Genomic DNA, 24,206 nt, shown 5'->3' with positions numbered 1-24,206 from the left:
TCTGGCGGTTAAAGGATGACCACGGTTGCCATGGCCACGGATTTCACATGGGAAAGCGACAGCAATACCTGTTTGCCTTCCATGAGCGGGGCGGCGTTGCCGGTGAGGAACAGCTCGGGTTTGCCGGCTTCGTTGTTCCGTACTTCGATCTCGTTGAATTGCATGCCGCTGCCTGCCCACCCGGTGCCGAGGGCTTTGAGGAAGGCTTCCTTGGCAGCGAACCTGGCGGCGTAGCTTTCGTATTTGTTGGCCTGTTTCTCGCAATACGCGATCTCAAGCGGAGAAAACACCAGCTCGCGGAAGCCCTGATTCTTCCCGAGCTTCTCCGCGATGCGGTCTACTTCAACGATATCTGTTCCCAGGCCTTTCATCTTTGTTTATCGCATTTTTCAATTTGCCGGAGGATGTGCTCCTTTTCCGGTCCAGTGGCGATTTCTTTCGTCAGCGCCGTTTGGTAATAAGTTTTCGCTTTCGCGAATTGTTTGTGTTTGAATAGATAATCGCCGGCGAGCACCCAGGCATGATAATATTCCGGGTTGTCGGCCGTGATCCTGTCCACATCGATTGCCGCCCCATCCATCACGGCGGCTTTGAGGCGCCGGAAGTCCGTGAATTTACGATAGTTGTCGGTAAGGAGGAAGGAATCTTTGGGGATGATGGCGCTGCTGTCGCAGATCTCGTGGTCTGACTGCAGGCCTTTCATCGAAAAAATGGTATGGAGATCGTAGGCCACGAACTCGCCGAGTTGCCAGGGGGCGGTGGAGATCCATACTTTTCTTTCTTTCGGTTTGAAGACGATGGCGTGATGGGCGATCAGCTGATTGATGGCTTTTTCGTTCCCCATCCCGATGTCCACATCCTTCAGCCCGCGCTGGTCGCGGAGGATCGACACGGTTTTGGCCACGCTGTTCTTTCCATTCCTTTCCAGCAATTCCTGCAAACGCTGGTAACGGTAAGGCGAAGCGCTGCCCGCCAGCTGTTCCCTGTTGGCCTCCGAAGCGCCCAGCCCCTGGCTCTGGAAATGGTTGGCGCACGATATCTCGTTACCGCGCGGATCGTACAAGGCAATGCTGTCGGGCGTTTTCTCGATGATGGCAGCGCGGTTATCCGCGGCCGAACCGATCAGGAACGATTCGCTCACGAACATTTTCCGCTTTTGCGCGATCGCATATGCTTCGTGGATGTTGCCCGCATATTGCAGGATTTCCCGCGCCACAAGCGACACCGGCGTGGCCGATCCCGAAGGGATATCGCTCTTCGCGGCGTTGATCGTAACCGTCAGTCCCGCCATGTTCATCCCCGACACTACACCTGTAAATCCACCCCAGGTCACCATCATGAACGGATGCCCCTTCTCCGGCCGGTAGAACGCAACTATTTTGTCTTCCGCGAACTTATCGCCTACATAAAAATCGAAGTTCCGGCCGATGATCAGGGAACTGTCCTCCGAGCGGTCGTTCCAGGTCCCGAACGACGTACAGCCCACCAGCGCCAGGTTCTGCAGCGCATGCCCGATGTCGTGCGCGGCATGGTAGTTCATGATGCGCTGGTAGTTGGTGCCGATGAAATCATAATCCGGCGAAGCGGAAAACGAAACACCGTAAATCTCCTCCTTGAATTCATCCGCCACGTTTTTATCCATGTTCCGGTTAAACCAGCCGATGAGGTACTTCAGGAAATGCTGGTACGTCCGTGAAGGGATCATTTTCCCGATCTGTTCGGTGAAATGATCTTCCTGGCGCTGCACCAGCTCTTCGGCCAGCTTTCCGTACACAACGCCCCTTTCAAAAGGCTTCCCTTCCACATACATTTCATACAACCCGCTCCGGCTCTTGCGGAACCAGCTGTTGCCCAGCGTATACGCCGTGGAATCCAGCCTGGTGCGCTGCCATTGCAGGCTGCTCTTGTCCGTGATGTCCGGCGGCGGCATGCGCGCCACGATCCAGAGGTACACAAACAATCCCACGATCAGCAGCACGAAAAACCCTGTGATATACAGCAGGACTTTCCCTATTTTCCTCCAGATGCTCTTCTTCTTTGCCATGATTACGCTTCGTTTATCTCGTGCAAGAGTTTTTCCATGTCCAGTAATTCGCCGCAGGTCAGCAGGGCGGTCATTGTTACGCCCAGGATGCCATGCAGGTTCAGGTTCTGCCCCGTCAGGAACAGGTTATTGAGTTTGGTTCGGGCGCTGATGAAAGTCCGCAACGGATCGTTGCAATCTTTCATGACGCCGTACATCGACCCGTCGGCGGTGCCGATGTAATCGCGGAAAGACAGCGGCGTGGCTACGGAATAGCTTTGGATGCATTGCCGCAGCACGGGGAAGCGCTGCTCCACCAGGTCGATCAGCTTTTCAGCTTTCGCGGTTTTGAACGCTTCATATTCCGCTCCCCTTGGCGATTCCCTGGAAACGGTGTTGAACGTGTCTTTCCAGGGCTCCAGTTCGCGGATGTTCATATACGCCAGGATGGAAAGGCTGTTGGCGAAGCGCTGGTCTTTCGGATCGGGGGTGATGAACATCGAATAGTTGAGGGGCCATGCGTTTTCGTCGTAATCGTGTCCGCTCCAAACGTCATCTACATCATGATAGTAAAAATTGTAGTTCATATGCGGAAAGAAGCCTGGTTTCAACACCGCATTGACCATCAGGCAGCCATTCCCGTTTTCCAGGGTTTTGATGCGGCTGCGGTAGGCCTGGCGGATGACGTCGCTTTCGAGCATGTCGAGCGTATTGGCGGGGTGGATATTGGAAATGTAGTATTTCCCGGAATACCGCCCGCCGTCCGCCGTTTCCACGAACTGCACTTCGTGCCCTTGTGCCACGATCCTTTTCACTTCCTTATGTTTTAACAATGTGCCGTTGTTGTCGAGGATCACGCGGGCGAGCCATTTCCCGATTTGAGATCCCCCGTTCAGGCATTTCCACGAACTTTCGATATAGCTGTTCAGGACCAGGGCATGTACGTACATGGGCGTCTTGCCCCGCACCCCGGCGTAAAGCGAACTATTGGCTGCCAGCACCGCCGTCAGCTTCTTGTTGCTGCTGAGCCCGTCGATATACGCGGCGGCATCCATGCCCAGCACGGATTCCTTCTCCCCGAAATCCCCCAGCCGCAGGTTGTACAAGGGAAACTTCGCGCAAATATGCTTCAGCATGTCGCAATACTCGCGCAACGCTTTTTCCTCTTCCGGAAAATCCTGCAACAGGTTCTGGATGAACCCCTCATACCCTTGCGCCATTTTGTATTCCTTCGGATCGTCGCGGAAGGCGATGCGGTCGAAGCAATCCATATCCAGGCGCTTGAGTTTCAGTTTATCCATGATCCCCAGGTATTGGAAAACCTGGTAAAGATTCTGCCCTTTCTCCAACCCGCCCACATAATGCACGCCGGAATCGAAAATGGTTTTGTCGCGGCTGAACGTCTGCAAACATCCGCCCAGCTGCTTGTTTTTTTCCAGCACCAGCACGCGGTACCCGTTTTTGCTGAGTATCGCTCCGCAAACCAGGCCGCCGAGGCCGCTACCGGCTATGACTACGTCGTAACTATGCATTTCTGATGATGAAAACAATATTGGATGTAAATTTCGTCTGATCGATCCGCTCCACCGTGCCGCCATGGCTTTCCACGGTCTGCCGCAAGGTGGCGGACGAAAAGAAGGACAATGGATGGGCCGACGTTTTATTAAACCCGAGCAGCTTCGTGCTGAAAAGCTCCGTCAGCTTTGTGCCGCGGTGCTTCTTCTTCAGGTCTGCGTCGCCATCGCGGATGATGATGACGCCGCCGGGCCGGAGCTTGTCCATGCACCGGCGCACCAGGCTGGCTTGCTGTTCGGGTTGCAGGTAATGGAGCACGTCGAGCAAAACGAAAGCGTCTTTTTCCGGGATATCGTACTGCGTGATATCCGCGGAACGGAATTGCACGGAGTCGTTGCGGATGTAGCAATGTTGCGCCACCGCGATCTTATCTTCGTCATAATCCACGCCGAGCATATTCCTTTCGGGCGAGAGGAAATGCAGCATATAGCTCATGAATCCGTACCCGCAACCGATGTCCATAATGTCGCCTTTGAGGGGCAGCATACGGTGGAAATCTTCGTAATTCCGCTCCATTTTCGTCTTGATCCGCATGTACCATTCCAGTACCGGGCCTTTGTAAATATACTGATAGATCAGTTGTTCGCGATAATAGGCGGGTGTTTCGATGGCTTCGGCCAGTTTGCCGTATTCGGCTTTGAAGTACTTGCTGATGGATTTCGTCCGGGCCGCGTAGCCTTCGCCCCAGGCGGTGTCGGAGGCTTTGATGCGGGGGAGGATCTTCATCGTCATCGTGCCGTCTTTCAATAGGAAATCGCCCTTCGACATGCAATACGCCGTGCCATGGATAATCGCCGGAATGATGTCGAGGTTCAGCTCCTGCGCCAGGTAAAATGCGCCTTTGTGGAAACGTTTGATATGACTATCCTGCGAGCGCGTCCCTTCCGGGTACACGACGATCGAATAACCATGGGCCGCACGGTCGCGCAGGTGATCGATGCCTTCTTCAGCGCCCTCCGCCACGGGATAATAGTCCGCCATTTTCACGACCTGACCGAAAACCGGTGAATTGTACACCCACTGGTTCGTCAGCAGCACCACGTTGGGATGCATGGAGGTGGACATGAGAATATCGAGGAAAGACTGGTGATTGCTGATGATAACCGCCGGCTTTTTAAAATCCTCTTTGTGCTCGTTGATGGTTACCTTCTTCGTGTTCCCCATCACATGCAGCACGCTCCAGGTGCATTTGGACAATAACCAGTGATAAATCTTCTTGCCTTTCTCTTTATTGAAGGGGTTCAGACGGATGAGGATGGTACCGATCACGGTGAGCACCATCGCACCGAAGGCGAAATAAATGAACGAGAACATCGATTTCGACCAGCTCCAAAGCGTCCATGGCGGACGCTTGTTTTTGTTGACGCGGTTGGTAATGAGGAAATTGAACAGGAATGGAATAAGCACTTGTGAAGTGATCACCACGCAAAGTATACCGATCACGGCGATCAGCGCGATGGATTTCAGGGACGGGTGCTCCGCGAAAATCAGCACGCCCAATCCGAGAATGGTGGTAATTGCTGAGAAGAATATGGACGATTTGAAGGAAGGAAGATGCTTGCTGCCGGTTTTGTATTCCTGCAGCAACCCGTCCATCGTGAAGATGCTGTAATCATCCCCCAAACCGAAAATGAAAGTAGAAAGGATAATGTTGACGATATTGAACGGGATGCCGAATAATCCCATGATCCCCAGAATCCACACCCAGCTGATGGCCATCGGGATGAAGGTGATAAGCGCCAGCTCGATGCGCCCGTACGACAGCAGCAGTGCGAAGAACACGAGCGCCGACGTCATCCAGGCGATGGTATTGAACTCGTCGCGGATCACGACGGCGAGGCGGTTGGCGGTGTATTGCTTGTCGACCACCACCGTTCCCGGCAAGGCGTCCAGCGCGGCGTACACTTCGTTTTTGCGGGCGGGATCAACCTTCAAAATACCCGACAGCGAAGCGTTTCCATCTTTTAATGTTACAAAATCGCTGATTGAGGGCAACGTCATGAGCGGCGAATGCTCCGGCCGGATTACGATATAATCCTGCATCACCAGCGCCTGGAACTTATCGAACGCATCCGGCCTGAATCCGAACTTCGCGCCCTCCTGCCGCAAGGTCGCCATCACGGCGGCGGTGCGCTCCGGCGACCAGTATTTTTTCCACCTTTCGATGCGCTTTTGCTGCTCGGCTTCCGATAACAGCAGTTTGCCGGGACCGCCCGTTTTCTTCAGAGCGCCAGTGGCGAGGAGGCGGTCCAGCGCGGTATCGGCGTCGGCGCGGTGCTGGAGGGCTTCGTCGAGGCTGGCGCCTTCGGACAGCATGTACACCGTTTGCGCGGTGTAATCGTTGAGGCGGTTGAGTTTTTCTTCGGCTTCGCGGAGCTTTTCGGGCATGTAGTTCATCCGCATCATGTCGCTTTCGAATGCGACATTTTGCGCGGTGAAGAAAAACACGACGGTGAGACCCAGGATGCCGTACACCAGTTTCTTATTGCGTTCCGGCCGCCAGCCTGAAAGGCGGTCGATGATGTTGTGTTGAACCGGGCCATTCTTCGCGGGGGCCTTGCCCATCACGATGAAATGCGGGAGAATGATGAGCGAGAAGAGTGAAGCCCCGATGAGGCTGAACGCCGCGAATAACCCGACGTCTTGCAGCATGGGGGATTTCACGAACTGCAGGCAGAAAAATCCGCCCACGGTGGTGAAGCTGCCCACCGTCATGGGCATGGCCAGGTCGGCCAGCACCCGCCGGATATCCGGCAAATGGCGGAAATGGTTGAAAACGTGCAGCGAGTAATTCACCGCCACGCCCAGCACCACGCAACCCGCGCCCAGCGCGATCACGGAAATGCTGCCCTGGATCAGGTACACCATGGCCAGGGAGAACAATCCGCCGAACACCACGGGCATCATCACCAGCAGCGGCGCGCGCTTGCGGCGGAAAAACAGGGCGATGAGCACGATGAGCAACAACACGGTAATGCCTTGCGTAAAGAGCGTATCCTTCCGCAACTGCACCGCATTCCCCACCGCTACTGCCGTGGCCCCAAAGTACGTGATCGATATGGCGGGCGTGGGAATGAGGGTGGAATCAATCAGGTTGTCGAGCTGCGAAAGGAACTTTTTGTTGATATCGGTTTTGTTCGGACCGTTTTTCGGTGTGATGAGGAGGAGGATGTTTTTCTCGTCCTTGCTCATGAGGTAGCCGTCGTAGAGCGTCCAGGTGTCATCGGCCTGGAGCTGTTGCAGCTTCTTCATCCCGATCCAGGTGACGCCGAACGGGTCTGCCGCGATGGATTTTTTCAACACCATCCCGGCGGGGGAAATGAGCGTGTTATAATTTGCTTCCACCGCGGCGGCAATGCGGTCGGGGGAAGTGAGGGAATCCAGTGTGATGTAGTCCTTTTCTTCGAGGAACAGCGGGAGGTTGGACTGCACGCGGTCGAGGAGGCTGAACAGCAGCGTGTCTTCCATCCTTCCTGTAACCTGGGAAACGTATTGGTGGAAAGTTTCGGCCTGCAGGCCGGCGACCAGCTGTTCCGCTACCGCGGTGAGGCTGTCGGGGGTGGCGGGGGCGGCGGTATCGCGCTGGGACACGATGACGGCCAGTTTATCCGCGAACTTGGAGTTTTGAAAGAACTGGTTGAGGCGGTCGATTTTGGGATCCTGCGGCAATACGCGCGTGATGTCTTCTTCGAGTTTCACTTTGGAAGCGAAGAAGGCGGCGGATAAAAAAGGAAAGCCGTAAACAGCCAGAGCAGCCATTTACGGGCGTTAAAGAAATTGTAGATCGATATGAAGAAAGTTCCCATGAATCGTTTTTAGGTTTGCGCCGCGGTCCGCTTGCGCCGGAATACCGATAGCGCCAGGTACGTCACGAGGCCCGCCACGAGCCCCGCCGCCACGGCCAGCGTGATACTGCCCGTGATATATTGGAAAAGGTTTTGCTTCACGTCGTCGAGCGTGAGGTTTTTACTGAAAATGATCCAGGTCGCATCTTCCGTCACAAACATCCTGCCCATCAAAAAACTGCCGTACACGATCAGCGGGATCATGGGCGGTATACTGATGTTGGACGCGATGAGCACCAACGCTTTGTTCAGCCGTAGAAAAGCCGCCACGATTACGGCGATCAGCATCTGGAACCCCCACACCGGGAAAATCCCCATAAAAACGCCGAACCCCACTGACACTGCCTTCCTCGCGTTGCTCTCCCCCGCCGCCAGCAGCTGCTCGCGCCAGAGATACCGCAATCCGTCTTTCGAAAATATAAACCGCAACAGGTTGCGCGGATGGATATACAGAAACGCGATCGTTACCAGCACAGTATTCAGCACGCTGATCCGCGAAAAATCCCGGAATGGCCGGAAGTGCGACACCCTTTCCTCCGCCGGCGGATAATATACACCCACCGGCTCCCAGCCGATACGGATGCCTTTCCAGCTGCTGCGTACCAGCACTTCGATCTCGAATTCGTATTTGGTGCACATGAACCGCATCCTCTTCATGGCAAACAGCGGGTACAGCCGGTAACCGGATTGCGTATCCGGCCCTTTCAGCCCCGTTTCCACATAAAACCAGAAGTTGGAGAACTTGTTGGCGAAAGTATTTTTGCCGGGCATGTTCTCCTGATGCAGGTTGCGTGCGCCGATCAGAATAGCGGGATCATTGCGGTCGGCTTTGTCCAGGAACGCAATCAGGTCACTGGCATAGTGCTGCCCGTCGGCATCCATCGTGATCGCGAAATCGTAGCCCTGCTCCACCGCAAATGTAAAACCCCTGCGCAGGGCGATGCCTTTGCCGCGGTTGGGCTGGTACGACAATACATTCACCTGCGGAAACCGCTCCAACACGGCCTTCGTATCGTCGGTGGACCCGTCATTTACCACGATCACATGCCGCGTATAGCCCATTACCTGTTCCAACACGGCCCCGAGGGTGCCGGCGTTGTTATAGGTCGGGATCAGCACGCAAACCTTGCGCGCGCCAAACTGCGCATCGTATGTGCCCTGTTGCTCCATAGTTACTTGAAACGACCCTGGAACTTCAGGAACGTGGTGGCTTCATGTTTGATGACGGCATTCGTTTTATAACCTCCTTCCTCTTCCGTAAAACCGATCTCCACGGTCACCTGCGGGCTCACGCGGGGGTCGATCATATTGAGGAACTTCATGTTGGAAGCTTTTTCCACCAACAGCTTTTTACCCACGGCGGCCGACACCAGCTCCTGGATCGTCTGCATCATGCAAACGCCGGGCACTACGGGCTGACCGGGAAAGTGCCCTTCGAAAATCGGGTGCGCGCCGTTCCAGTCGATCGTGTAGTGGATCGAATTTTCAGCCGGTTGCTGTCGGGAAACGATGGTATAGAATTTTCCTGCTAACATTATTTTTCTACGCGTTGTAATGAAATATTGAATTTGACGGCATGATGCCTGATGTCGATACTGTCCGGAACGCCATTGCGGTATGCGCGGAGCGTGGCTTCCACCACGGGTTTGCGGCGTGAGCCGTTTTCCACCCGAACAAGCTCCGTACAAGCCGGATCGGTGATATAGTAAATCTTCCCTTTTGGAAGACGGAACGAAATGTAATGGAGCCCGGCCATGGAAAATGTTTCCGCAGAAGAAGGATCGCGCCGCATAAGCACCATGTCAAAATCCTTGCGAAGCGTTTTCACCACGGCTTTCCTATCCATTTTCGGCAGCATGTAATGTTTGATGAAATCCCCGTCTTTCGTAAACTCGAAATCGAAAAACTTCATCCCCACTTCACTCAAAAACAAAACCCTCATGCTGCCGTTGTCCATCGGCCGGAAATACAGCAGTCCGGATAAATGATGCTGAAGTATGTCCACCTGCGTACTGTACAGCGCCGGCGAATCGATGCGCGGCCTGAAGTTTTGCAGGCAGGCAGCCGCGTCGTATTCCGTGCGTTGCAGACCTTTGTAGGCCGATCCGCAGGAAGCGAGCAACAGCAGCAATACGCTATTTAAGAGCAAACATCTCATCTGGAATGGCAGCGTTGAGTTCCTTTTTCGTGAAAATCATTTCGGTGCGGTCGCCCGAAGCTTCGTGCATCACGATCTTCGTCACGCCCAAATCCTTTTTATCCACCAACAGCTCAATAGACGAGAAGAAATCCTTCATTCCCTTCGCCACCGGCGCCAGCTGTAAAAGGTATTGCTGTGCGTTTTCCTGCACTTTGGCGGAGAAATCTTTGTTGTTCAGCACATTTCCCTGCACGCAATCGGCCGTGATGCGGCTGATCTGTTCGAACAGTTTATTGCCGCCGGTGGAAATATTTTTATCACTCCGGGCATCTTTGATGCGCACGTTCTTGCCGTTGATAATCATGAGGTAGAACGTGGGCGATGCATACTCCATCCGCACCCGGTTTTCTTTCTTGAACCAGAATTTGCCTTTGGAGGTGATTTTATCCGACAGCATGCTGAGGTATTTCTCCTGCACAAAGTCGCTTTTGATCGATTGCGTTTTTTGCGCCGCTGCGGCAAATTCCCTTTTGAACTGATCGAGGTTGGCGACGGGCTTAAACCCGCTCTGGGCGGCAACCTGCAACGCCATACAGCAAACTGCCATCAGCATGATCCATCTACGCATAAGCCGGTATGTTTAATAGTTCATCCAATCTTTTGATGGCGAAACCATCCCTTTTGAGTTGTTTGATGAGCGCGGGCAGTATTTTGACCGTGGCCGCGGCCGTATCGTGAAAGAGGAAGACGTCTCCCGCTTCGATTTTCTTTGTTACACGCTCGAACAGTTTGTCTTCGTCTTTGATGACGGTGTCGAACGAGCGGATGCTCCATCCCACGGCGATGAACCGGCATTTGCGGATCGCGCGGGCAAGCATGGGATTGGTGACGCCGTAAGGCGGGCGGAATAATTTGGGTTGATGGCCAATGGCGGATTGGATGACCGCGTTGGCCTTCACCAGGTCGTCGCGCATGGCGGAAGACGATTGCAGGTCGAACATCGGACTGTGTGAAAAGCTGTGGTTACCCACAATATGCCCTTCCGCCGCAATCCTTTTCATGAGCGCCGGCTCCTGCTCCACGCGGTGACCGATGCAGAAGAACGCGGCTTTCACGTCGAATTGCGCGAGGATGTCGAGTATCTGCGGGGTGAATTCCACGGCCGGACCGTCATCGAACGACAACGACACGGATTTGTCGGAAGATTTGCCTTTGCTGCGGGTGCGCACGAAGTAATTGGACCGTACGTTTACCGAGCCCCAGGCCGCAAAACCCGCGGCGATGCCAACGGGAATCAGCAACTTCCAGAGTGGAGTTGCCGTCCAGCTTCCATGCCAGGCGATCAACACGCCCACGGATACGGCCGCGGCTGCTATGACCCAGATCCTCAGCATTTCTCCAGTAAGATAAATGAGTGATATTTCCCCTGATGGTGATTCCAAATAAGGATGCGCTCTGGTTGGGCCGGCGCTGCGCCTTTCACCATCGCTTCCTGCGGAACGGCCCCCCTATTCAGGCATCCCGCCGCCATCCACACAGCAAACGCCGATGCGGTGGGATATTCCCCGCAGAATTGCTTGAATGCCGCGATGGGCGTATCCTGGAAAAGCGATGATTCCAACGTTTCATAATATTTGTCGTTGTCTTCATCGCCGTTGCGGCCCGTGAGCACAAGGTTCAGTCCGCCCGGCTGCACCCCGCTCCTGGCGAGGAATGCGGCCAGTTGATCCGCCGTTTCCTTTTCCGAAGCGGGCCGGTACAACATTTCCACGGCGGTCAGCTGCGCGAGGGATGTATCTTTTTTCTCAGCCGACAACACGAAAAATGCCGCGCCTTCCCCGGCCGCTACCGCATGCCTGTACAGCCCGAAACGGCGAAGGATGGTGTGGGAATATCCGGTGATCTCGTCGGTGGCGCCGGCGAGTATTTGGCGCGAAGGGTTTTCCGCCAGCAACAACAGGCCGTCCTGCAGGGCGTTCTCAAACGAAAAAGCACCGTGCACGAAAGTATTGTTATATGCATGGCAGCCCAGCAGCAGGGCGATCTGCCCGGCCACGGTATTGTGCGTGCTTTGGATAAACGCCGTGGGCGTGAGCATGTCTTCATGCTGGCTCACGAGTTTCTGCAGGAACACGCCGGTATCGGCGAGGCATCCGTACGCCGTGCCCATGACGATGGCGTCGGGATTCTTGATTCCCGCGGTTTCGAGGCTCATGTGCGACGCGGCTACGCCCATTTTGATGGCACGGCCCATCCGGCGGATCTGTTTGATGTCGATCCACTGTTTGTAATCCGGGTCGGCCACGGGCAGGCGGTCGCCTTCGTATTGCCGGATCTCCCCGGGAAATACGCTGCTGTCTTGTGCAGACACGCATCCTGCTCCTTGTATGAATGCTCTCATATATTAATCCTTTGAAAAGACCAGGCTGGAACAATTGCCACCGAACCCGAAGGAATTCGACATCACGTTCCGCAGGTCGTTGCCCCGTGAAAAAGCCGTCACCGGCGAAAAAGCCAGTTCCTTCATTTGCACGGAGAAGTTGGCGTTGGGATAAATGATCCCTTCGCGAAGCGCCCACGCGGAAAAAACCGCTTCGATACCACCGCTGGCGCCCAGCGTATGCCCCGTGAAGCTCTTGGTGGAGCTGGCGGGCGGTACGCCTTTTTCGAACAGCCGGGTGATGGCGAGTCCTTCCGAACTGTCGTTGTTTTGGGTGCCGGTGCCGTGCAGGTTAATGTACCCTACGTCTTCCGGCTGCAGCCCGCACATTTCCAGCGCGCCTTTCATAGCCAGGAAGTTGCCGGTACCATCGGGCGAAGAGGCCGTCTGGTGATAGGCGTCGTTGGCGTTGGCGAAACCTGCCAGGCGGCACCAGGGCCGGATTTTCTCCGCCACGGCGTCGGACACGAGCACGACGTACCCCGCGCCCTCGCCCAGGTTGAGGCCGGTGCGGGTATCGTCGAAGGGACGGCAGTTTTGCTGGTCGAGGATCATCAGCGTGTTGAAACCGTTGAGCGTAAAGCGCGTCAGCGCATCGGTGCCACCGGCGATCACCACGTCGAGCATGCCCGCGCGGATCATGCGGGCCCCGTACATGAGCGCGTTGGCGCCGGACGAACAGGCCGTGCTGATAGTGGACACATGGTGGCGGATGCCCATAGCGTCGGCCACCAGGTCGGTTACCGCGCCGCATTCGTGGTGTACTACCTGCCGGAGTTTCCCTTTCGAGGGATCGGCGAGGAACGCCTCCATGAATTCTTCCGTCTTATCCATCCCGCCAACCGTATTGGCCGACACGAAGCCTGCCCGGTAATCTGCGATGTTGCCTAGTCCTGAGCGGTTCCAGGCTTCCTGCGCGGCGATGCGGCTCAGCAGGGCCGTACGGCTCCAGTGGGCGGGCATGCCCGCGAGGGCGGCCAGTTCTTCGTTCGGGGCTTTCACTTCCACCACCGGGAAAGTGCCGGCATGCGCGGAATGCAGGTGCTGCATGTACGCCATGCCCGGGCGCATCGCTTCAAACGAAGCCATGCATTCGTCCAGGTTCCGGCCGATGCCGGAAATGACGCCGCCTCCCGCTATCCACACGCTTCCCTTCATCATGCCTGCTTCGCTTTCTCCGCGGTGATATATTCTGCCATGGATCGAACGGAATAGAAAATATTCGGTCCGTCTTCCGGCTTGGCGAGGCGGATTTTATGATGCTGCTGCAGCAACACGATCAGCTCCAGTGCATCGATGCTGTCGAGCCCGAGCCCTTCCTTGAAAAGCGGCTGGTCGTCACCGATGTCTTCAGGTTTCACTTCCTGCAAATTCAACTGTTGAATGATCTGCTCTTTCAGATCCTGCATCAACTTTTCCATATTATCTGTACAATTTTTCCGCTGTTTCCGCGCTGTAAGGCAAAGCCAGGCCGCGCGGGGTTGTTTCCAACAGGTAAAAAGCCGCTTCGTGCCCGGCGTGGTATTGCTCCACCCAACCGCACACCACGGCTTCGACCGCGCCGCTTTCCAGCAGTTGCGCCGCGTAACCCGTTATAAAAGGTATGTCAAATTTCTCCGACACAAAAAAAGCGTTTTCGCCTTTGAACTTGTGCCGGATACTGATCTCCCCGATCACGATGTTGGGGAGGGTGTACACGAACAGGGCCGGACTGGCGATCTCGTGCACGGTGTCGAAATATTTCTCGTCCGTATCCAGGCTGCTGCTCGCATTGGCGAGAATCACGCCGGTATCTTCGGGGGCATATTGATCCATCGGCACATCCTGCAGGAGGATTTCCGTGGCGGCCCATCCCAGCTTCGACAGCAGGTCCATTTTGTGGAACTTGGGATATTGACCGTTGAAGCGGTCGTACAGCCCGCGGAGGAAATCCGGCAGGTCTGTATGCGGCGCTTCGTAAACGGGCTGTCCGTTTTTTTCCGCCGTGTGCCGGCGGATCTTGCAGGTGGCGTTGATATATATACCCTGTTTTTCCATTAATTACTTCCCGCGTTTAACTTTTCTGTCAGTTCGATCTTGCGCGCGAGCCGTTTCAGCTCGGTGGCATGCAACTGCACATAGGGATTGGATTGATCCCACACATATCCTGCCAAAACGGAGCATATCTGCGCTTTAACGAGCGGATCGGGATTGTTGGAGAAGAAGATGGTATCGAGCGTTCCCTCGTACCAGGCCATCACGTAGGAGCGGAAAACGTTCACGCCCTGCATGGTCGGCTCCATGTATTCTTTCTCCCAGTCGATATTTTCCCCCTGCAACTTGCGGATCACCAGTTTGGCCGCGGTTTGCGCGGAAACGGTGGCCAGCGTTACGCCGGAGGAGAATATAGGGTCGAGGAACTCGGTCACGTTGCCGGTGAGCACGAACCCTTCGCCGTAGAATTTATCGGTGGTGGCGCTCCAGGCTTCCAGCTTGCGCGGCTCGAAAACCAGCTCCACGTCTTTGAAGCGCTCTGCGGTATACGGCTCGGAAGCCAGCATGGCGCGGAACATTTCCTCCTGGCTGCCGGTGAATTTGTCGTGGAAGGTGTGGTCGCCCACGAACCCTACTGACGTGACGCCCGTCGAGAATGGGATGATCCAGATCCATACGCCTTTATCGTGCACCACCGCGGTGATGCGGTTGGGTTCGTCGGCCATGGAACGGCGCACATCGTTGGTATGCGCGAATAATGCTTTGCGGGGTTGTAATACGGATTCTTTTTCGAGGTTGAATAGTTTGGGGATCACGCGGCCGTATCCGCTGCCGTCAACGATAAAGCGGGCCTCGATCTGTTTCCTGTTGCCGTGAATGTCTTCTACCGTGGTAGTGGAATCGGAGCCGTTGAAGACGATGTTGGTGACGGTGGTTTCATATTCCACCGGAACACCCATCTGCTCTACCGTGTCTGCCAGGGTTTTGTCGAAATCGGCGCGGGTTACCTGCCAGGTCCATTGCCAGCCGGGGGTAAACTGCTCGGCAAAGGTGAAGTCGCAGATTTTTCCCTGCTTGACGAATTTTGCGCCGGATTTCTGCTGAAAGCCTTTCGCGGAGATGGCATCTACGAATCCAGCCTCGGTCAGTGCGTCCATGCATCGGGGTAACAGACTTTCGCCGATTACGAAGCGGGGGAACTTCAGTTTTTCGACGATTTTCACTGAATAGCCGGCCTTGTTGATTATGGATGCGGCTACCGTACCGGAGGGGCCGGCGCCAATCACTAATACATCCACCTTTTCAGTTTGCATATGGAAGGGTTTTTGTTTTTTATTGCTTCACGCAACGCAGCAGCGTATAACTCAGCCCGACGTTGTTGTTCTCCATCACAACTTCCAGCCCGGCCGCACGGATGCAGTTGTAAAACTCATCCGTATGGTACATTTGGCTGTTGCCGTTGGCGATGGCGGTAAAGTACAGCGAGGTCTGCTGCAGGCAGAACGCTGCGGATTTGAATTGTTGCTTGTCCCAGAATGGTTCCAGGATATACACGCTGCCACCGTCGTTGAGCGCTTCGCGGCAACGGCGGAGAATACTGATGATCTGTTCTTCGGAGAAGCAGTCCAGGAACTGGCTCATCCAAATGACGTCGAAGCCCTGCGCGAACGGCAGGCTTTCGTCGAGGATATTGGTTTCGAAGAAGGAAACGCGTTCCTGCAAACCGGCGGCTTCGATATTCTGGCGCGCCACATTGATCTGCACGGGCAGGTCCATGATAGTTACATGTACTTCGGGGTCGTAACCGGCGCAGGCCATGGACCACTTCCCGGTGTTGCCGCCGATGTCGAGGAGCTTCTTGGGCTTGTGTTCGAACACGATGGGCAATACGCCGGGGAAGGCCAGGTCGGAATAATAGTGATCGAAGTTAAACCAGCTGGTGCGGGCGGGTTCGGGAAGGATGGAAAGCCCCTGGTAGATGGTTTCCCACGGTCCCAGTTCCTGCAACCCTGCCGGGCGGCCTTCTGCAAGGCTGTCCTGCAAATGGTACATCGCCTTGTAGCACACGTCGTGCGAAAAGTCCATATTGATGCGGGTCAGCGGATCGTTCAGGATAAAGAAACCGGTTTTGGTGAGCGTGTAGCGTTTCTCGTTCACCAGCAGCATATCCATGCCCAGGCCCGCTTCCAGCAATACGCGCAGCGAGTACCGGGAGAGGTTCACTTTCGGCAGGAGCTCTTCGATGGTGATCCCCTGCATACCCGCGTCGGATACGGCTTTGAGGACGCCCATATCCCTCAAAGCCTTGGAGGCCTGGAAGGCGATGGGAGCAAAAGCCAGCCAGAGTGCCTGTTCTTTCGCCTGTAATGCGGTTTTCGTTTCCTTCGTAAAAAAGTTCATACGTTGATCTGCGTTTTTTTAATTTTTTACAATGCAACCCTGCTGAACACCATCGCCGCATTGCACCCCCGAAACCGGATGTGGTCTTGAGGAAATGACGGATGTCGCGCTGTTCGGGTTTACTGCTCACCAACAACGGTTGGCTGATTCCGGATGATTCAAAACCGGCCGTGGGCAATACAACGCCGTGTTTCATCGCATATATCCCCGCCACCGTCTCGATCAGCCCCGCCGCACCAAGGGTATGGCCATAGTTGCCTTTGAGACTGTTGACCGGAACATCCTGCAATCCCGCGAGATGGAATGCTTTGGCTTCCATTTCGTCGTTGTACAGCGTGGCGGTGCCGTGTGCCGATACGAAGCCGATGTCTTCCGGCTCCAGTTGGCTCCGGCGCATCGCGGCCGTAAGCGCCGAGGCCAGCTCGGCGCCCGTCCTCGACGGACCGGAAATATGATTCGCATCGTTGCTGGAAGCGCCTTCGCCAAGGAGGACGGCCTCGCCGGCCGGCAACAATGTTGTGTCCTTTGTTAAAACGACCGTAGCCGCGCCTTCCCCCAGCGTCACGCCTTTCCTGGCTGCGTCGAATGGGCGGCAGGGCTCGTCGGAAACGGCCTGGAACGACTGGAAACCGGAAAGTACGAAGCGCGTCAGTTCGTCGGCGCCGCAAACCACGGCATGGTCGTATCGCCCGGCGCGGATGAGGCGCTGTGCGATAAGGATGGCGAGGAGGCCTGAAATACAGGCGTTGCTCACCACAATTGGCTGCGCGGCCGCTCCCACGATCCCGGCTACACGGGCGGCGGTGGCGGGCAGCAGCAGGGAGGCGTCTGTTGTACCGGCCTTTCCTTGCTCCAGCAGGGCGATATTGCCTTTAGTGGTAGACAGGATGAAGGCGGTGCGCGGATCGCCGATGGGCACTTTCGTGCGGGAAAGGGCGTCGCGGATGCTGAGGGCCAACAGCTGCTCGAAACGGGTGTTCGATGCCAGCCCCCCGCTTGTACGGCAGGTTGCAGGAGTTCATCGGGCACGGCGGAAGCGAAGAATCCGCCGGGCTGGCGGCGGATGCCGCTTTCTCCGGTGAGGAGACGCTCAAAGTTGGCCGGTGCCGTGAGCCCCAGGGGCGACACGATGTTTTCCGCAGCTACATAAACCTTCGTCATGACACCCCCCACTGTTTTTTCCATTCCGCGAAAAACGCCGGAACGGTGAGTTGCAGGATGTCGGCTTCCTTGTCGAGGAATACCTGCACGGAGGCGCCCGTGCAAACCACTTCACGCGTGGCGGCGTTGTACAATGTGTACTCGAAACGGATCTTGGCGGCCTCGGTAGGGATGTACCGGGTTTCCACCAGTACGCGGTCGCCATACCGCAACGGCCGTTTGTAATTGCACTCTACATTCACAATGGGCACGGTGTACCCTTCCGCGAAAATGTCGAGATAACGCAACCTGTATTTCGCGCCGAAAGCTTCCCTCCCGTCTTCGAAATACCGGATATAATTGCCGTGCCACACGATGCCCAGCGGATCTGCTTCATTAAACCGGACCAGGACTTCCGCTTCTTCGCTCAATACAGGTTGCATGAATAAGTTGATTCTGTTATTTATAAATTATCCGCCGTAGGTGGATTTCCATTCTTTGTACTTGTCTTTTTCGATATCGTCCAGGATGGATTTCACACCGGACAGGTACATATTTGCATACCCGAAAGCCACGCCGAATTTACCGCCCATTTTGCCTACCATACGCTCGGTGAACAGCACTTTTTTGGCTTTCATGTCTACCAGCGTCACGTATGCGGAGATTTCCTTTTTGGTTTTGTTGATGCCTTCCACGAACCAAACGATTCCGATGCCGGTTTTGCCGTTGAAATCGAAGCCTTTCACGAGTGTGGTGATGTCTTCCGGCTTGAGGTGCTGGTAATCGTCAGAGTTGTCGGACAGGAGCTGGTCGGGATCGATCTTCGCGGTTCTTTTGTTAACCGGGCCGATGTCAGTGCTCACTTCACTGCGGCGGAAAGCTTTGGCCACGTCGAATTTCTTGTATTCGTTCACCACTTTCTGGTTCACTTCCACGAAGTTTTTGTCTACGATCTGGTCTGCTTTGGCGGCGGCGTCGCCGATGATGTGGGTTTTGGTCCAGTCGAGGCCGATCCAGGTCAGTTTCACGTCGGTGTCGAATACGTCTTTGCTGCTTTGTGCGTTTGCGGCGGATGCGCTCAGGGCGATTGCGATCAGGGGCAGAACGAGATTTTTCAGTTTCATGGTGACTCTTGTTTTATTTTTCTTTGGCGATGAAAATTTTCATGTCACATTGTGCCTGGATGCGGCCTTCATGGGAAACGGCCCCTTTCACCACAGTGGCGTTGAACAGCTCGTGGGTGATGATGATTTCCGTTTGAAGGGTGGCACCTGCGGGCGGGAGCTCCAGGATTTCGAGGTTTTGGATGGCGCCGATGAAGCCGAGGGGAACGGGTACGTTGTCTCTTTTGGCGAGGAACCCGACCCTGGCCGCGGCGGTTTGCGCGATGTTTTCCACGAGCCCCGGGGCCATGAGCTTTCCTTCTTCCACAAACACGTTATCCGCCGCTACGTCGAGCTCGGTGCGGATGGTTTTATCGTCTGCTTCCACCAGCCGGCTGATCATAACGATCGGCGGGCGCTGCGGGATAAACTCGGTAATATCGTCTTGATGCATAAGCGTATTGTCAGTCTTTAGACCAGAAATCATAATAATTGAACCATTGCAGCGGGTATTTCCGCACTTTCTCTTCCATCACACCCACAAAATCTTCCATCGACTGATCCAGCCCCCCTGTTTTGCGCCGGGGTATACTTTGGGATCGGTGGCATATAGATGATAATGCGTGGCGGTTTCCTTGAAGGCGAACACAAACGAAACAGGCACCCTGAAAGTGGATGCCAGGAGAAACGGCCCCACGGGAAAGCGCGCCGGCGTTCCCAGGAACATCTTCTCCGAAGTTTTATTGCCGGGCAGGAAACGGTCGGCGTGCATGCATACCAGTTCCTGTTTGGCCAGCGCATCGTTGATGGCGTAAATATGCGAAAGGTCATCCTTCAATACAATGACATGCACATTCCTCCCTCCCGTTACGCCTTCGAGGTAACTTTTAATTCTTTCATGCTCCCCATCGAACATCACAATATTGATTTTCGTGTTGAGCCGGGTAAACAAATGCCCCGCCACTTCCCAGTTGCCCAGGTGCGCGCTGAGCATGATACCGCCCTTCCCGCTATGAACCATCGCGTGAAGCCGTTCTTCTCCATCGAAATCGAAGCTGAAACGATTGGGGATCCCGGCCATCACCACCACTTTGTCGATCAACGTCTGGCCGAAAATATAAATATTCCGGTAAACGGACGTCATGGAACGCCACCGGCTGTAATCCATCTTATAACGAAAAAACCGGTACATCGACCGGGCAGTGCTATAGGAGAACAGGCAATAATAGATAGAAACGAATACCAGCAGGAAATAAGCCGGGCGAACGCCTCCATATCGCAATACACCAATGAAGATCCGGTATCCGAGCTTATTTCCCTTGGACTTACCCTGCCAGGATGGCATTATACCAGTTCTTTTTGTTTAACACGTTCGATAACATAATCATAAAAATCCTGGAACGTAACGATGCCCTGGAAATCCTCCGGTTTCACTTTGAATCCGAAATTGTTCTCAATGGCTACTACGAGGTCGATATAGTCCAAGCTGTCCAGTTCCAGCGTGGCTTTCAGATCGGCCTCGGGGGTAATGCTCTCGGGGGAAACTTCGAATTCTTCCGCCAGAAAAGCATTGGTTTTTTGAATGATCTCCTTGATTTCCATAAACTTAAGTGTTCCAGATATAGGTTAGACAGTTTTCACTTTGCATCCTGTAGGTTCGCAGCAGGGCGCAGGACAAAATTAACAAAAACCCGTCCAACACGGCCCATATGTCTGAATTATTCCCATTTCCGAACGATGAGGGAGCTATTAGTGCCCCCAAAGCCAAAGGAATTAGACAAAAATATATTAAAATTTTTATTAAGTGTATTCGTAACGATGTTCAGTTTCGCTGAATCGTCGTCGGGGTTTTCGAAATTGATATTGGGGGCCATAAAGCCGTTTTGCATCATAATCATGGAGTACACGATTTCGCTCGCCCCGGCCATCCAGCATTCGTGCCCTGTCATCCCCTTGGTGGAGCTGACAGGTGTGTTGCATTCGCCGAACACGGAATAGATGGCTTTGGCCTCGCTGGCGTCGCCGGCGGGGGTGGAAGTGGCGTGGGCGTTGATGTAACCGATGTCTTTCGGTTGGAGGTTCGCGTCCCGCAGGGCCATTTCCAGGCTGCGGGTGGGGCCTTCCACGCTGGGGTTGCTGATATGCGCCCCGTTGCTGGAAAAACCGTATCCCAGCACTTCGCCCAGGATCGTGGCGCCACGGCGCTGTGCCGATTCGAGGCTTTCGAGGATAACGGTGGCCGCGCCGCCGGAAGGCACCAGGCCGTCACGGTCGCGGTCGAAAGGCCGGGAAGCCCGGGCGGGATCGCTTTCGCGCACCGAAAAAGCGGCGATGGCATCGAAGTTGCCCATGGCGTACAGGTTGATCTCCTGGGCGCCGCCGCAGATCACCGCGTCCTGCATGCCCGAACGGATAAACATATACCCCAGCCCGATGGCATGGGAACCGCTGGCACAGGCCGCGCTCACGCTGAAATTCACGCCCTTGATGCGGAAAATGGTGGCCAGGTTCATATTGACCGTGGAGTTCATGGTCTGGAAAACTGACCCCGAGCCCACGAGCATCGTATCTTTCTTTTCGCGTATAATATCAGTGGCTTCCACTACCGGTTTGGCGGAGCTGTCGTTGCCGAACAGGAGCCCTACTTCCCGGGAGTCCAGGTAATCCTGGTCCATTTTAGCCATGGCCAGCGCCTCACGCGTACTCATATAGGCATATTCCGCCTGCTCGGGCATCATCAGCCGCGCGCGCCGGTCCAGCAAACCCTTCAGCTCCGGACGGTCCACCATGCCGGTGAGCCCCGAACGGTAGCCAAACGCCTTGCGCTCGGGATCCAACACGATGCCGGAACGCCCCTGGAAAAGGGAATCCTTCACCGCCTCCAGGTTTTTACCGAGACAGGAATAAATGCCTATGCCTGTGATCACTACTCTGTTCATGCGCTATGTTGAGTTATCATCGCGGAGCCCCGGGGCCCCTGGTTCGTTTTGTTTTACTATGCTGCCTGCTGCCGCGGAATCAGGAATAGAGCCCGCCGTTGATGTTGAGGACCTCCCCCGTGATGTAGGAAGCGCCTTTAGACGACAAAAACGCCACTGCCTCCGCTACTTCCTCGGCCGTACCGAAGCGTTGCATGGGCACCATGGCGGAAAGCTCCTTTTCGGGCAGGCCCTCGGTCATGTCAGTCCGGATGAAACCGGGCGCCACGGCGTTGACGGTTACGTTGCGCTTGGCGACTTCCTGCGCGAGGGCTTTAGTTGCGCCGATGAGGCCGGCCTTGGCGGCGCTGTAGTTCACCTGGCCGGGGGTTCCCTTCAAACCGGAAAGCGACACCATGTTCACGATGCGGCCGTAGCGCTTCATGAGCATACCGGTCAGCACCAGCTTGGTTACATAGAAAAAGCCGTCGAGGCTCGCGTCGAGGACGCTCTTCCATTTCTCGGTCGACATCTGGAACAGCAGCATGTCTTCCCGGATGCCGGCGTTGTTCACCAGCACTTCGATCTGTTTGTCTTTATTGGCGTCTATCCAGGCGCCGAGCACTTCGTTCACTTCGGTTTCGTTGCCGACGTCGAATTTGAGCAAAGTGCCGTCTGTACCCTGCTGGCGTACGGCTTCGAGGGTTTCTTCCGCCGCGGCCGTATTGCCTTTATAATTGATCAGGATATGATATCCCTGCTCCGCCAGCCTGACGCAAACCGCCCTGCCGATGCCGCGGGAACCTCCTGTTATCAATGCGCATTTCATCCGTGTAATTGTTTCTTATGCTGTTGTTTCTTAATAATATTGCTACTGCACGGAAGATTTCTTCCGCTTCCCTACGGTTTGCTCGGCCACTACGGGCTCGTGCCGCATGAGGTAAGCCTTGATGCGCTGCACGTCTGCATAACGGGGCGCGTCGTCGATAAATTTAGGGAAAATAGCCCTGATGTCCTGATAGATCTTGAAAGTGAAGGCGCCCAGGCGGTCCTGGCAATTCAGGTAATCCACTGCCTGGAGGAGCGTCATCACCTGCACCGTCAGCACTTCGAAGGTATTCTCAATCACTTTATACGTCAGCTGCGCCGCGTTGCAGCCCATGCTCACGATATCCTGGTTGTCGTTGTTGTTCGGGATGCTGTGCAGATACATCGGGTAGCTGAGGGTCTGGTTCTCGGCCACGGTAGAGGTAGCGGTGAACTGCACGCCCTGCATGCCGAAGTTGAAGCCCAGCTTGCCGAGGTTCATAAACGGCGGGAACTTGTGGTTCAGCTTGTCGTTCATGAGATAATTGAGCTGGCGCTCGCTGAGCATGGACAGTTTTGTCATGGCGATTTTCAATTTATCCATTTCGAGCGAAATGTAATCGCCGTGGAAATTGCCGCCATGGAACACGTTTTCCTGCTTATGGTCCACCACCGGGTTGTCGCTCACGGAGTTGAGCTCGCCCACAATGATGGTTTCGGCCTGCATGAGGATGTCGTAAATGGGGCCGAGTATCTGCGGAACGCAGCGCAGGGAGTAATATTCCTGTACTTTGTCTTTAAAAATTTCTTCTTCCAGTTCTTTATAGAAGTGATCGGGCCGGTGGCGGATCATTTTGGATCCTTCGAGCATGCCGCGCATCATTTCCGCGACTTTGTTCTGACCGGTATGGCGCTTTACGATGTTGAGCTCGTAGCTGAGGTGATCGTCGAACGCCTCTACCACTTCGTTGATCATGGCACTGAGGGAGCAGCTCCAGAGCAGCAGTTTGCGGGCTTCGATGAGGTTGACCAGCGCGATGCCCGTCATGGCCGAAGTGCCGTTGATGAGGGCGAGCCCTTCGCGGATGTGCACCGTGAGCGGTTTGAGCCCCAGCTGTTCGAAAACTTCCGCTGCCGGGCGGATCTCGTCTTCGTATAAAACATTCCCCTCCCCGATGAGCGCATGCGCCAGGTGGGCCAGCTGCACGAGGTCGCCGCTCGCGCCCACGCCGCCGTGCTCGTAAATGCAGGGGTAAATATTATGGTTGATCAGGTCGCGGAGGAGGTACACCAGGTCGGTATGCACCCCGGAATAGCCCTGCATGAAGCTGCTCAGCCGGGCGATCATCAGGGCTTTGGTGTGGATGGGCGCCAGGCATTTGCCCGCTCCCGAACTGTGGCTGCGGATGAGGTTATATTGCAGTTCGAGCGTGTCTTTCTCCGGTATGCGGTATTGCGCCATAGGGCCAAAACCCGTATTGATCCCGTAAATGAGCTTCTTGGCGGAAAATACCTTCAGGAAACTGAAGTTGTCATTCACATGCTGTACGGCTGTTGCATCGAGTACCAACTCTTCCCCTTCAAACAAAACTCTATGTACTTCTTCCAAAGAAAGCACCTTACTTCCTAGTACAACCATTATATTAAATTAAATTATTTGTTTATGTAAAAAAGCGCTCAAAATTAAGATAAAGATGTTTTTTTCCTAATATCCAGTCTCCAATTTTTCGCGGACGGGCAGGGGCTATCATACTCCTTTGGCATTCAACTAGTTAGATCTTTCAATGTTAGGTGGAGGTCTCCTGTCTCGTTCGGTTCCGGTCTGGCAATACATTCCCGAA

Annotated in this window: 23 protein-coding genes and 1 pseudogene; all 24 read right to left on the bottom strand. The window is 55.0% G+C overall.

Going from position 1 to position 24,206, the window contains the following annotated elements; genetic code table 11:
- Nucleotides 1–8: 8 nt before the first annotated feature.
- Complete coding sequence (acpS, locus tag WJU16_RS19500; RefSeq protein ID WP_341835088.1) at nt 9–371, bottom strand: holo-ACP synthase; 363 nt, start codon at nt 369–371, stop codon at nt 9–11.
- Entirely contained in the window at nt 368–2,044 is a 1,677-nt protein-coding gene (locus WJU16_RS19495; protein WP_341835087.1) for a C45 family peptidase, read from the bottom strand. The genes acpS and WJU16_RS19495 overlap by 4 nt, the downstream gene beginning before the upstream one ends.
- 2 nt (nt 2,045–2,046) lie before the next feature.
- Complete coding sequence (locus WJU16_RS19490) at nt 2,047–3,555, bottom strand: NAD(P)/FAD-dependent oxidoreductase (protein WP_341835086.1); 1,509 nt, start codon at nt 3,553–3,555, stop codon at nt 2,047–2,049.
- A complete protein-coding gene (locus WJU16_RS19485) occupies nt 3,548–7,357 on the bottom strand; it encodes a 1-acyl-sn-glycerol-3-phosphate acyltransferase (protein ID WP_341835085.1) in 3,810 nt (1,269 codons plus the stop codon). The genes WJU16_RS19490 and WJU16_RS19485 overlap by 8 nt, the downstream gene beginning before the upstream one ends.
- Nucleotides 7,358–7,413: 56 nt before the next feature.
- Nucleotides 7,414–8,613 (bottom strand): DUF2062 domain-containing protein, encoded by a 1,200-nt coding sequence (locus WJU16_RS19480; RefSeq protein ID WP_341835084.1) that lies wholly within the window; start codon nt 8,611–8,613, stop codon nt 7,414–7,416.
- A gap of 2 nt (nt 8,614–8,615) precedes the next feature.
- The gene (locus tag WJU16_RS19475; protein ID WP_341835083.1) at nt 8,616–8,978 is read right to left on the bottom strand and encodes a 3-hydroxyacyl-ACP dehydratase; all 363 of its coding nucleotides are present in this window, start codon (nt 8,976–8,978) and stop codon (nt 8,616–8,618) included.
- Nucleotides 8,978–9,601, bottom strand: coding sequence for a hypothetical protein (locus tag WJU16_RS19470; RefSeq protein WP_341835082.1), 624 nt, complete (start codon nt 9,599–9,601; stop codon nt 8,978–8,980). Before WJU16_RS19470 ends, WJU16_RS19475 begins: the two co-directional genes overlap by 1 nt.
- On the bottom strand, nt 9,579–10,211 hold the full coding sequence (locus WJU16_RS19465; RefSeq protein WP_341835081.1) for an outer membrane lipoprotein carrier protein LolA: 633 nt from the start codon (nt 10,209–10,211) through the stop codon (nt 9,579–9,581). The genes WJU16_RS19470 and WJU16_RS19465 overlap by 23 nt, the downstream gene beginning before the upstream one ends.
- Nucleotides 10,204–10,977, bottom strand: coding sequence for a polysaccharide deacetylase family protein (locus tag WJU16_RS19460; protein WP_341835080.1), 774 nt, complete (start codon nt 10,975–10,977; stop codon nt 10,204–10,206). Before WJU16_RS19460 ends, WJU16_RS19465 begins: the two co-directional genes overlap by 8 nt.
- Entirely contained in the window at nt 10,971–11,984 is a 1,014-nt protein-coding gene (locus tag WJU16_RS19455) for a beta-ketoacyl synthase chain length factor (RefSeq protein ID WP_341835079.1), read from the bottom strand. The genes WJU16_RS19460 and WJU16_RS19455 overlap by 7 nt, the downstream gene beginning before the upstream one ends.
- 3 nt (nt 11,985–11,987) lie before the next feature.
- Complete coding sequence (locus WJU16_RS19450) at nt 11,988–13,184, bottom strand: beta-ketoacyl-[acyl-carrier-protein] synthase family protein (protein ID WP_341835078.1); 1,197 nt, start codon at nt 13,182–13,184, stop codon at nt 11,988–11,990.
- Nucleotides 13,181–13,444: a phosphopantetheine-binding protein gene (locus tag WJU16_RS19445; protein WP_341835077.1), complete on the bottom strand. Its 264-nt coding sequence runs from the start codon at nt 13,442–13,444 to the stop codon at nt 13,181–13,183. The genes WJU16_RS19450 and WJU16_RS19445 overlap by 4 nt, the downstream gene beginning before the upstream one ends.
- Nucleotide 13,445: 1 nt before the next feature.
- Nucleotides 13,446–14,060: a hypothetical protein gene (locus WJU16_RS19440; protein ID WP_341835076.1), complete on the bottom strand. Its 615-nt coding sequence runs from the start codon at nt 14,058–14,060 to the stop codon at nt 13,446–13,448.
- Nucleotides 14,060–15,310 carry an NAD(P)/FAD-dependent oxidoreductase gene (locus tag WJU16_RS19435; RefSeq protein WP_341835075.1) on the bottom strand — a complete coding sequence of 417 codons (1,251 nt, stop codon included), beginning with the start codon at nt 15,308–15,310 and terminating at the stop codon, nt 14,060–14,062. Before WJU16_RS19435 ends, WJU16_RS19440 begins: the two co-directional genes overlap by 1 nt.
- Nucleotides 15,311–15,329: 19 nt before the next feature.
- On the bottom strand, nt 15,330–16,397 hold the full coding sequence (locus WJU16_RS19430) for a class I SAM-dependent methyltransferase (protein ID WP_341835074.1): 1,068 nt from the start codon (nt 16,395–16,397) through the stop codon (nt 15,330–15,332).
- Nucleotides 16,398–16,617: 220 nt separating this feature from the next.
- Nucleotides 16,618–17,151: pseudogene (locus WJU16_RS26145) on the bottom strand (beta-ketoacyl synthase N-terminal-like domain-containing protein); the annotation flags it as partial.
- 403 nt (nt 17,152–17,554) lie between these two features.
- The gene (locus WJU16_RS19415) at nt 17,555–17,980 is read right to left on the bottom strand and encodes an acyl-CoA thioesterase (protein WP_341835071.1); all 426 of its coding nucleotides are present in this window, start codon (nt 17,978–17,980) and stop codon (nt 17,555–17,557) included.
- 27 nt (nt 17,981–18,007) lie between these two features.
- Nucleotides 18,008–18,661, bottom strand: coding sequence for a hypothetical protein (locus tag WJU16_RS19410; protein WP_341835070.1), 654 nt, complete (start codon nt 18,659–18,661; stop codon nt 18,008–18,010).
- A 13-nt stretch (nt 18,662–18,674) separates the two neighbouring features.
- Complete coding sequence (locus WJU16_RS19405) at nt 18,675–19,094, bottom strand: 3-hydroxyacyl-ACP dehydratase (protein WP_341835069.1); 420 nt, start codon at nt 19,092–19,094, stop codon at nt 18,675–18,677.
- 78 nt (nt 19,095–19,172) lie between these two features.
- The gene (locus WJU16_RS19400; protein WP_341835068.1) at nt 19,173–19,985 is read right to left on the bottom strand and encodes a lipid A biosynthesis acyltransferase; all 813 of its coding nucleotides are present in this window, start codon (nt 19,983–19,985) and stop codon (nt 19,173–19,175) included.
- The gene (locus WJU16_RS19395; RefSeq protein WP_341835067.1) at nt 19,985–20,242 is read right to left on the bottom strand and encodes an acyl carrier protein; all 258 of its coding nucleotides are present in this window, start codon (nt 20,240–20,242) and stop codon (nt 19,985–19,987) included. Before WJU16_RS19395 ends, WJU16_RS19400 begins: the two co-directional genes overlap by 1 nt.
- Nucleotides 20,243–20,358: 116 nt before the next feature.
- Nucleotides 20,359–21,579, bottom strand: coding sequence for a beta-ketoacyl-[acyl-carrier-protein] synthase family protein (locus tag WJU16_RS19390; protein WP_341835066.1), 1,221 nt, complete (start codon nt 21,577–21,579; stop codon nt 20,359–20,361).
- A gap of 79 nt (nt 21,580–21,658) precedes the next feature.
- Nucleotides 21,659–22,387 (bottom strand): 3-oxoacyl-ACP reductase FabG, encoded by a 729-nt coding sequence (gene fabG / locus WJU16_RS19385; RefSeq protein ID WP_341835065.1) that lies wholly within the window; start codon nt 22,385–22,387, stop codon nt 21,659–21,661.
- A gap of 42 nt (nt 22,388–22,429) precedes the next feature.
- Nucleotides 22,430–23,983, bottom strand: a complete 1,554-nt coding sequence (locus WJU16_RS19380; RefSeq protein WP_341838678.1) for an aromatic amino acid ammonia-lyase — start codon at nt 23,981–23,983, stop codon at nt 22,430–22,432.
- Nucleotides 23,984–24,206 lie beyond the last annotated feature (223 nt).

This window comes from Chitinophaga pollutisoli (genome assembly GCF_038396755.1).
GTDB classification, from domain to species: domain Bacteria; phylum Bacteroidota; class Bacteroidia; order Chitinophagales; family Chitinophagaceae; genus Chitinophaga; species Chitinophaga pollutisoli.
The sequence above is the reverse complement of the archived record's forward strand: the minus strand, read 5'-3'. Positions and strand labels throughout refer to the sequence as shown.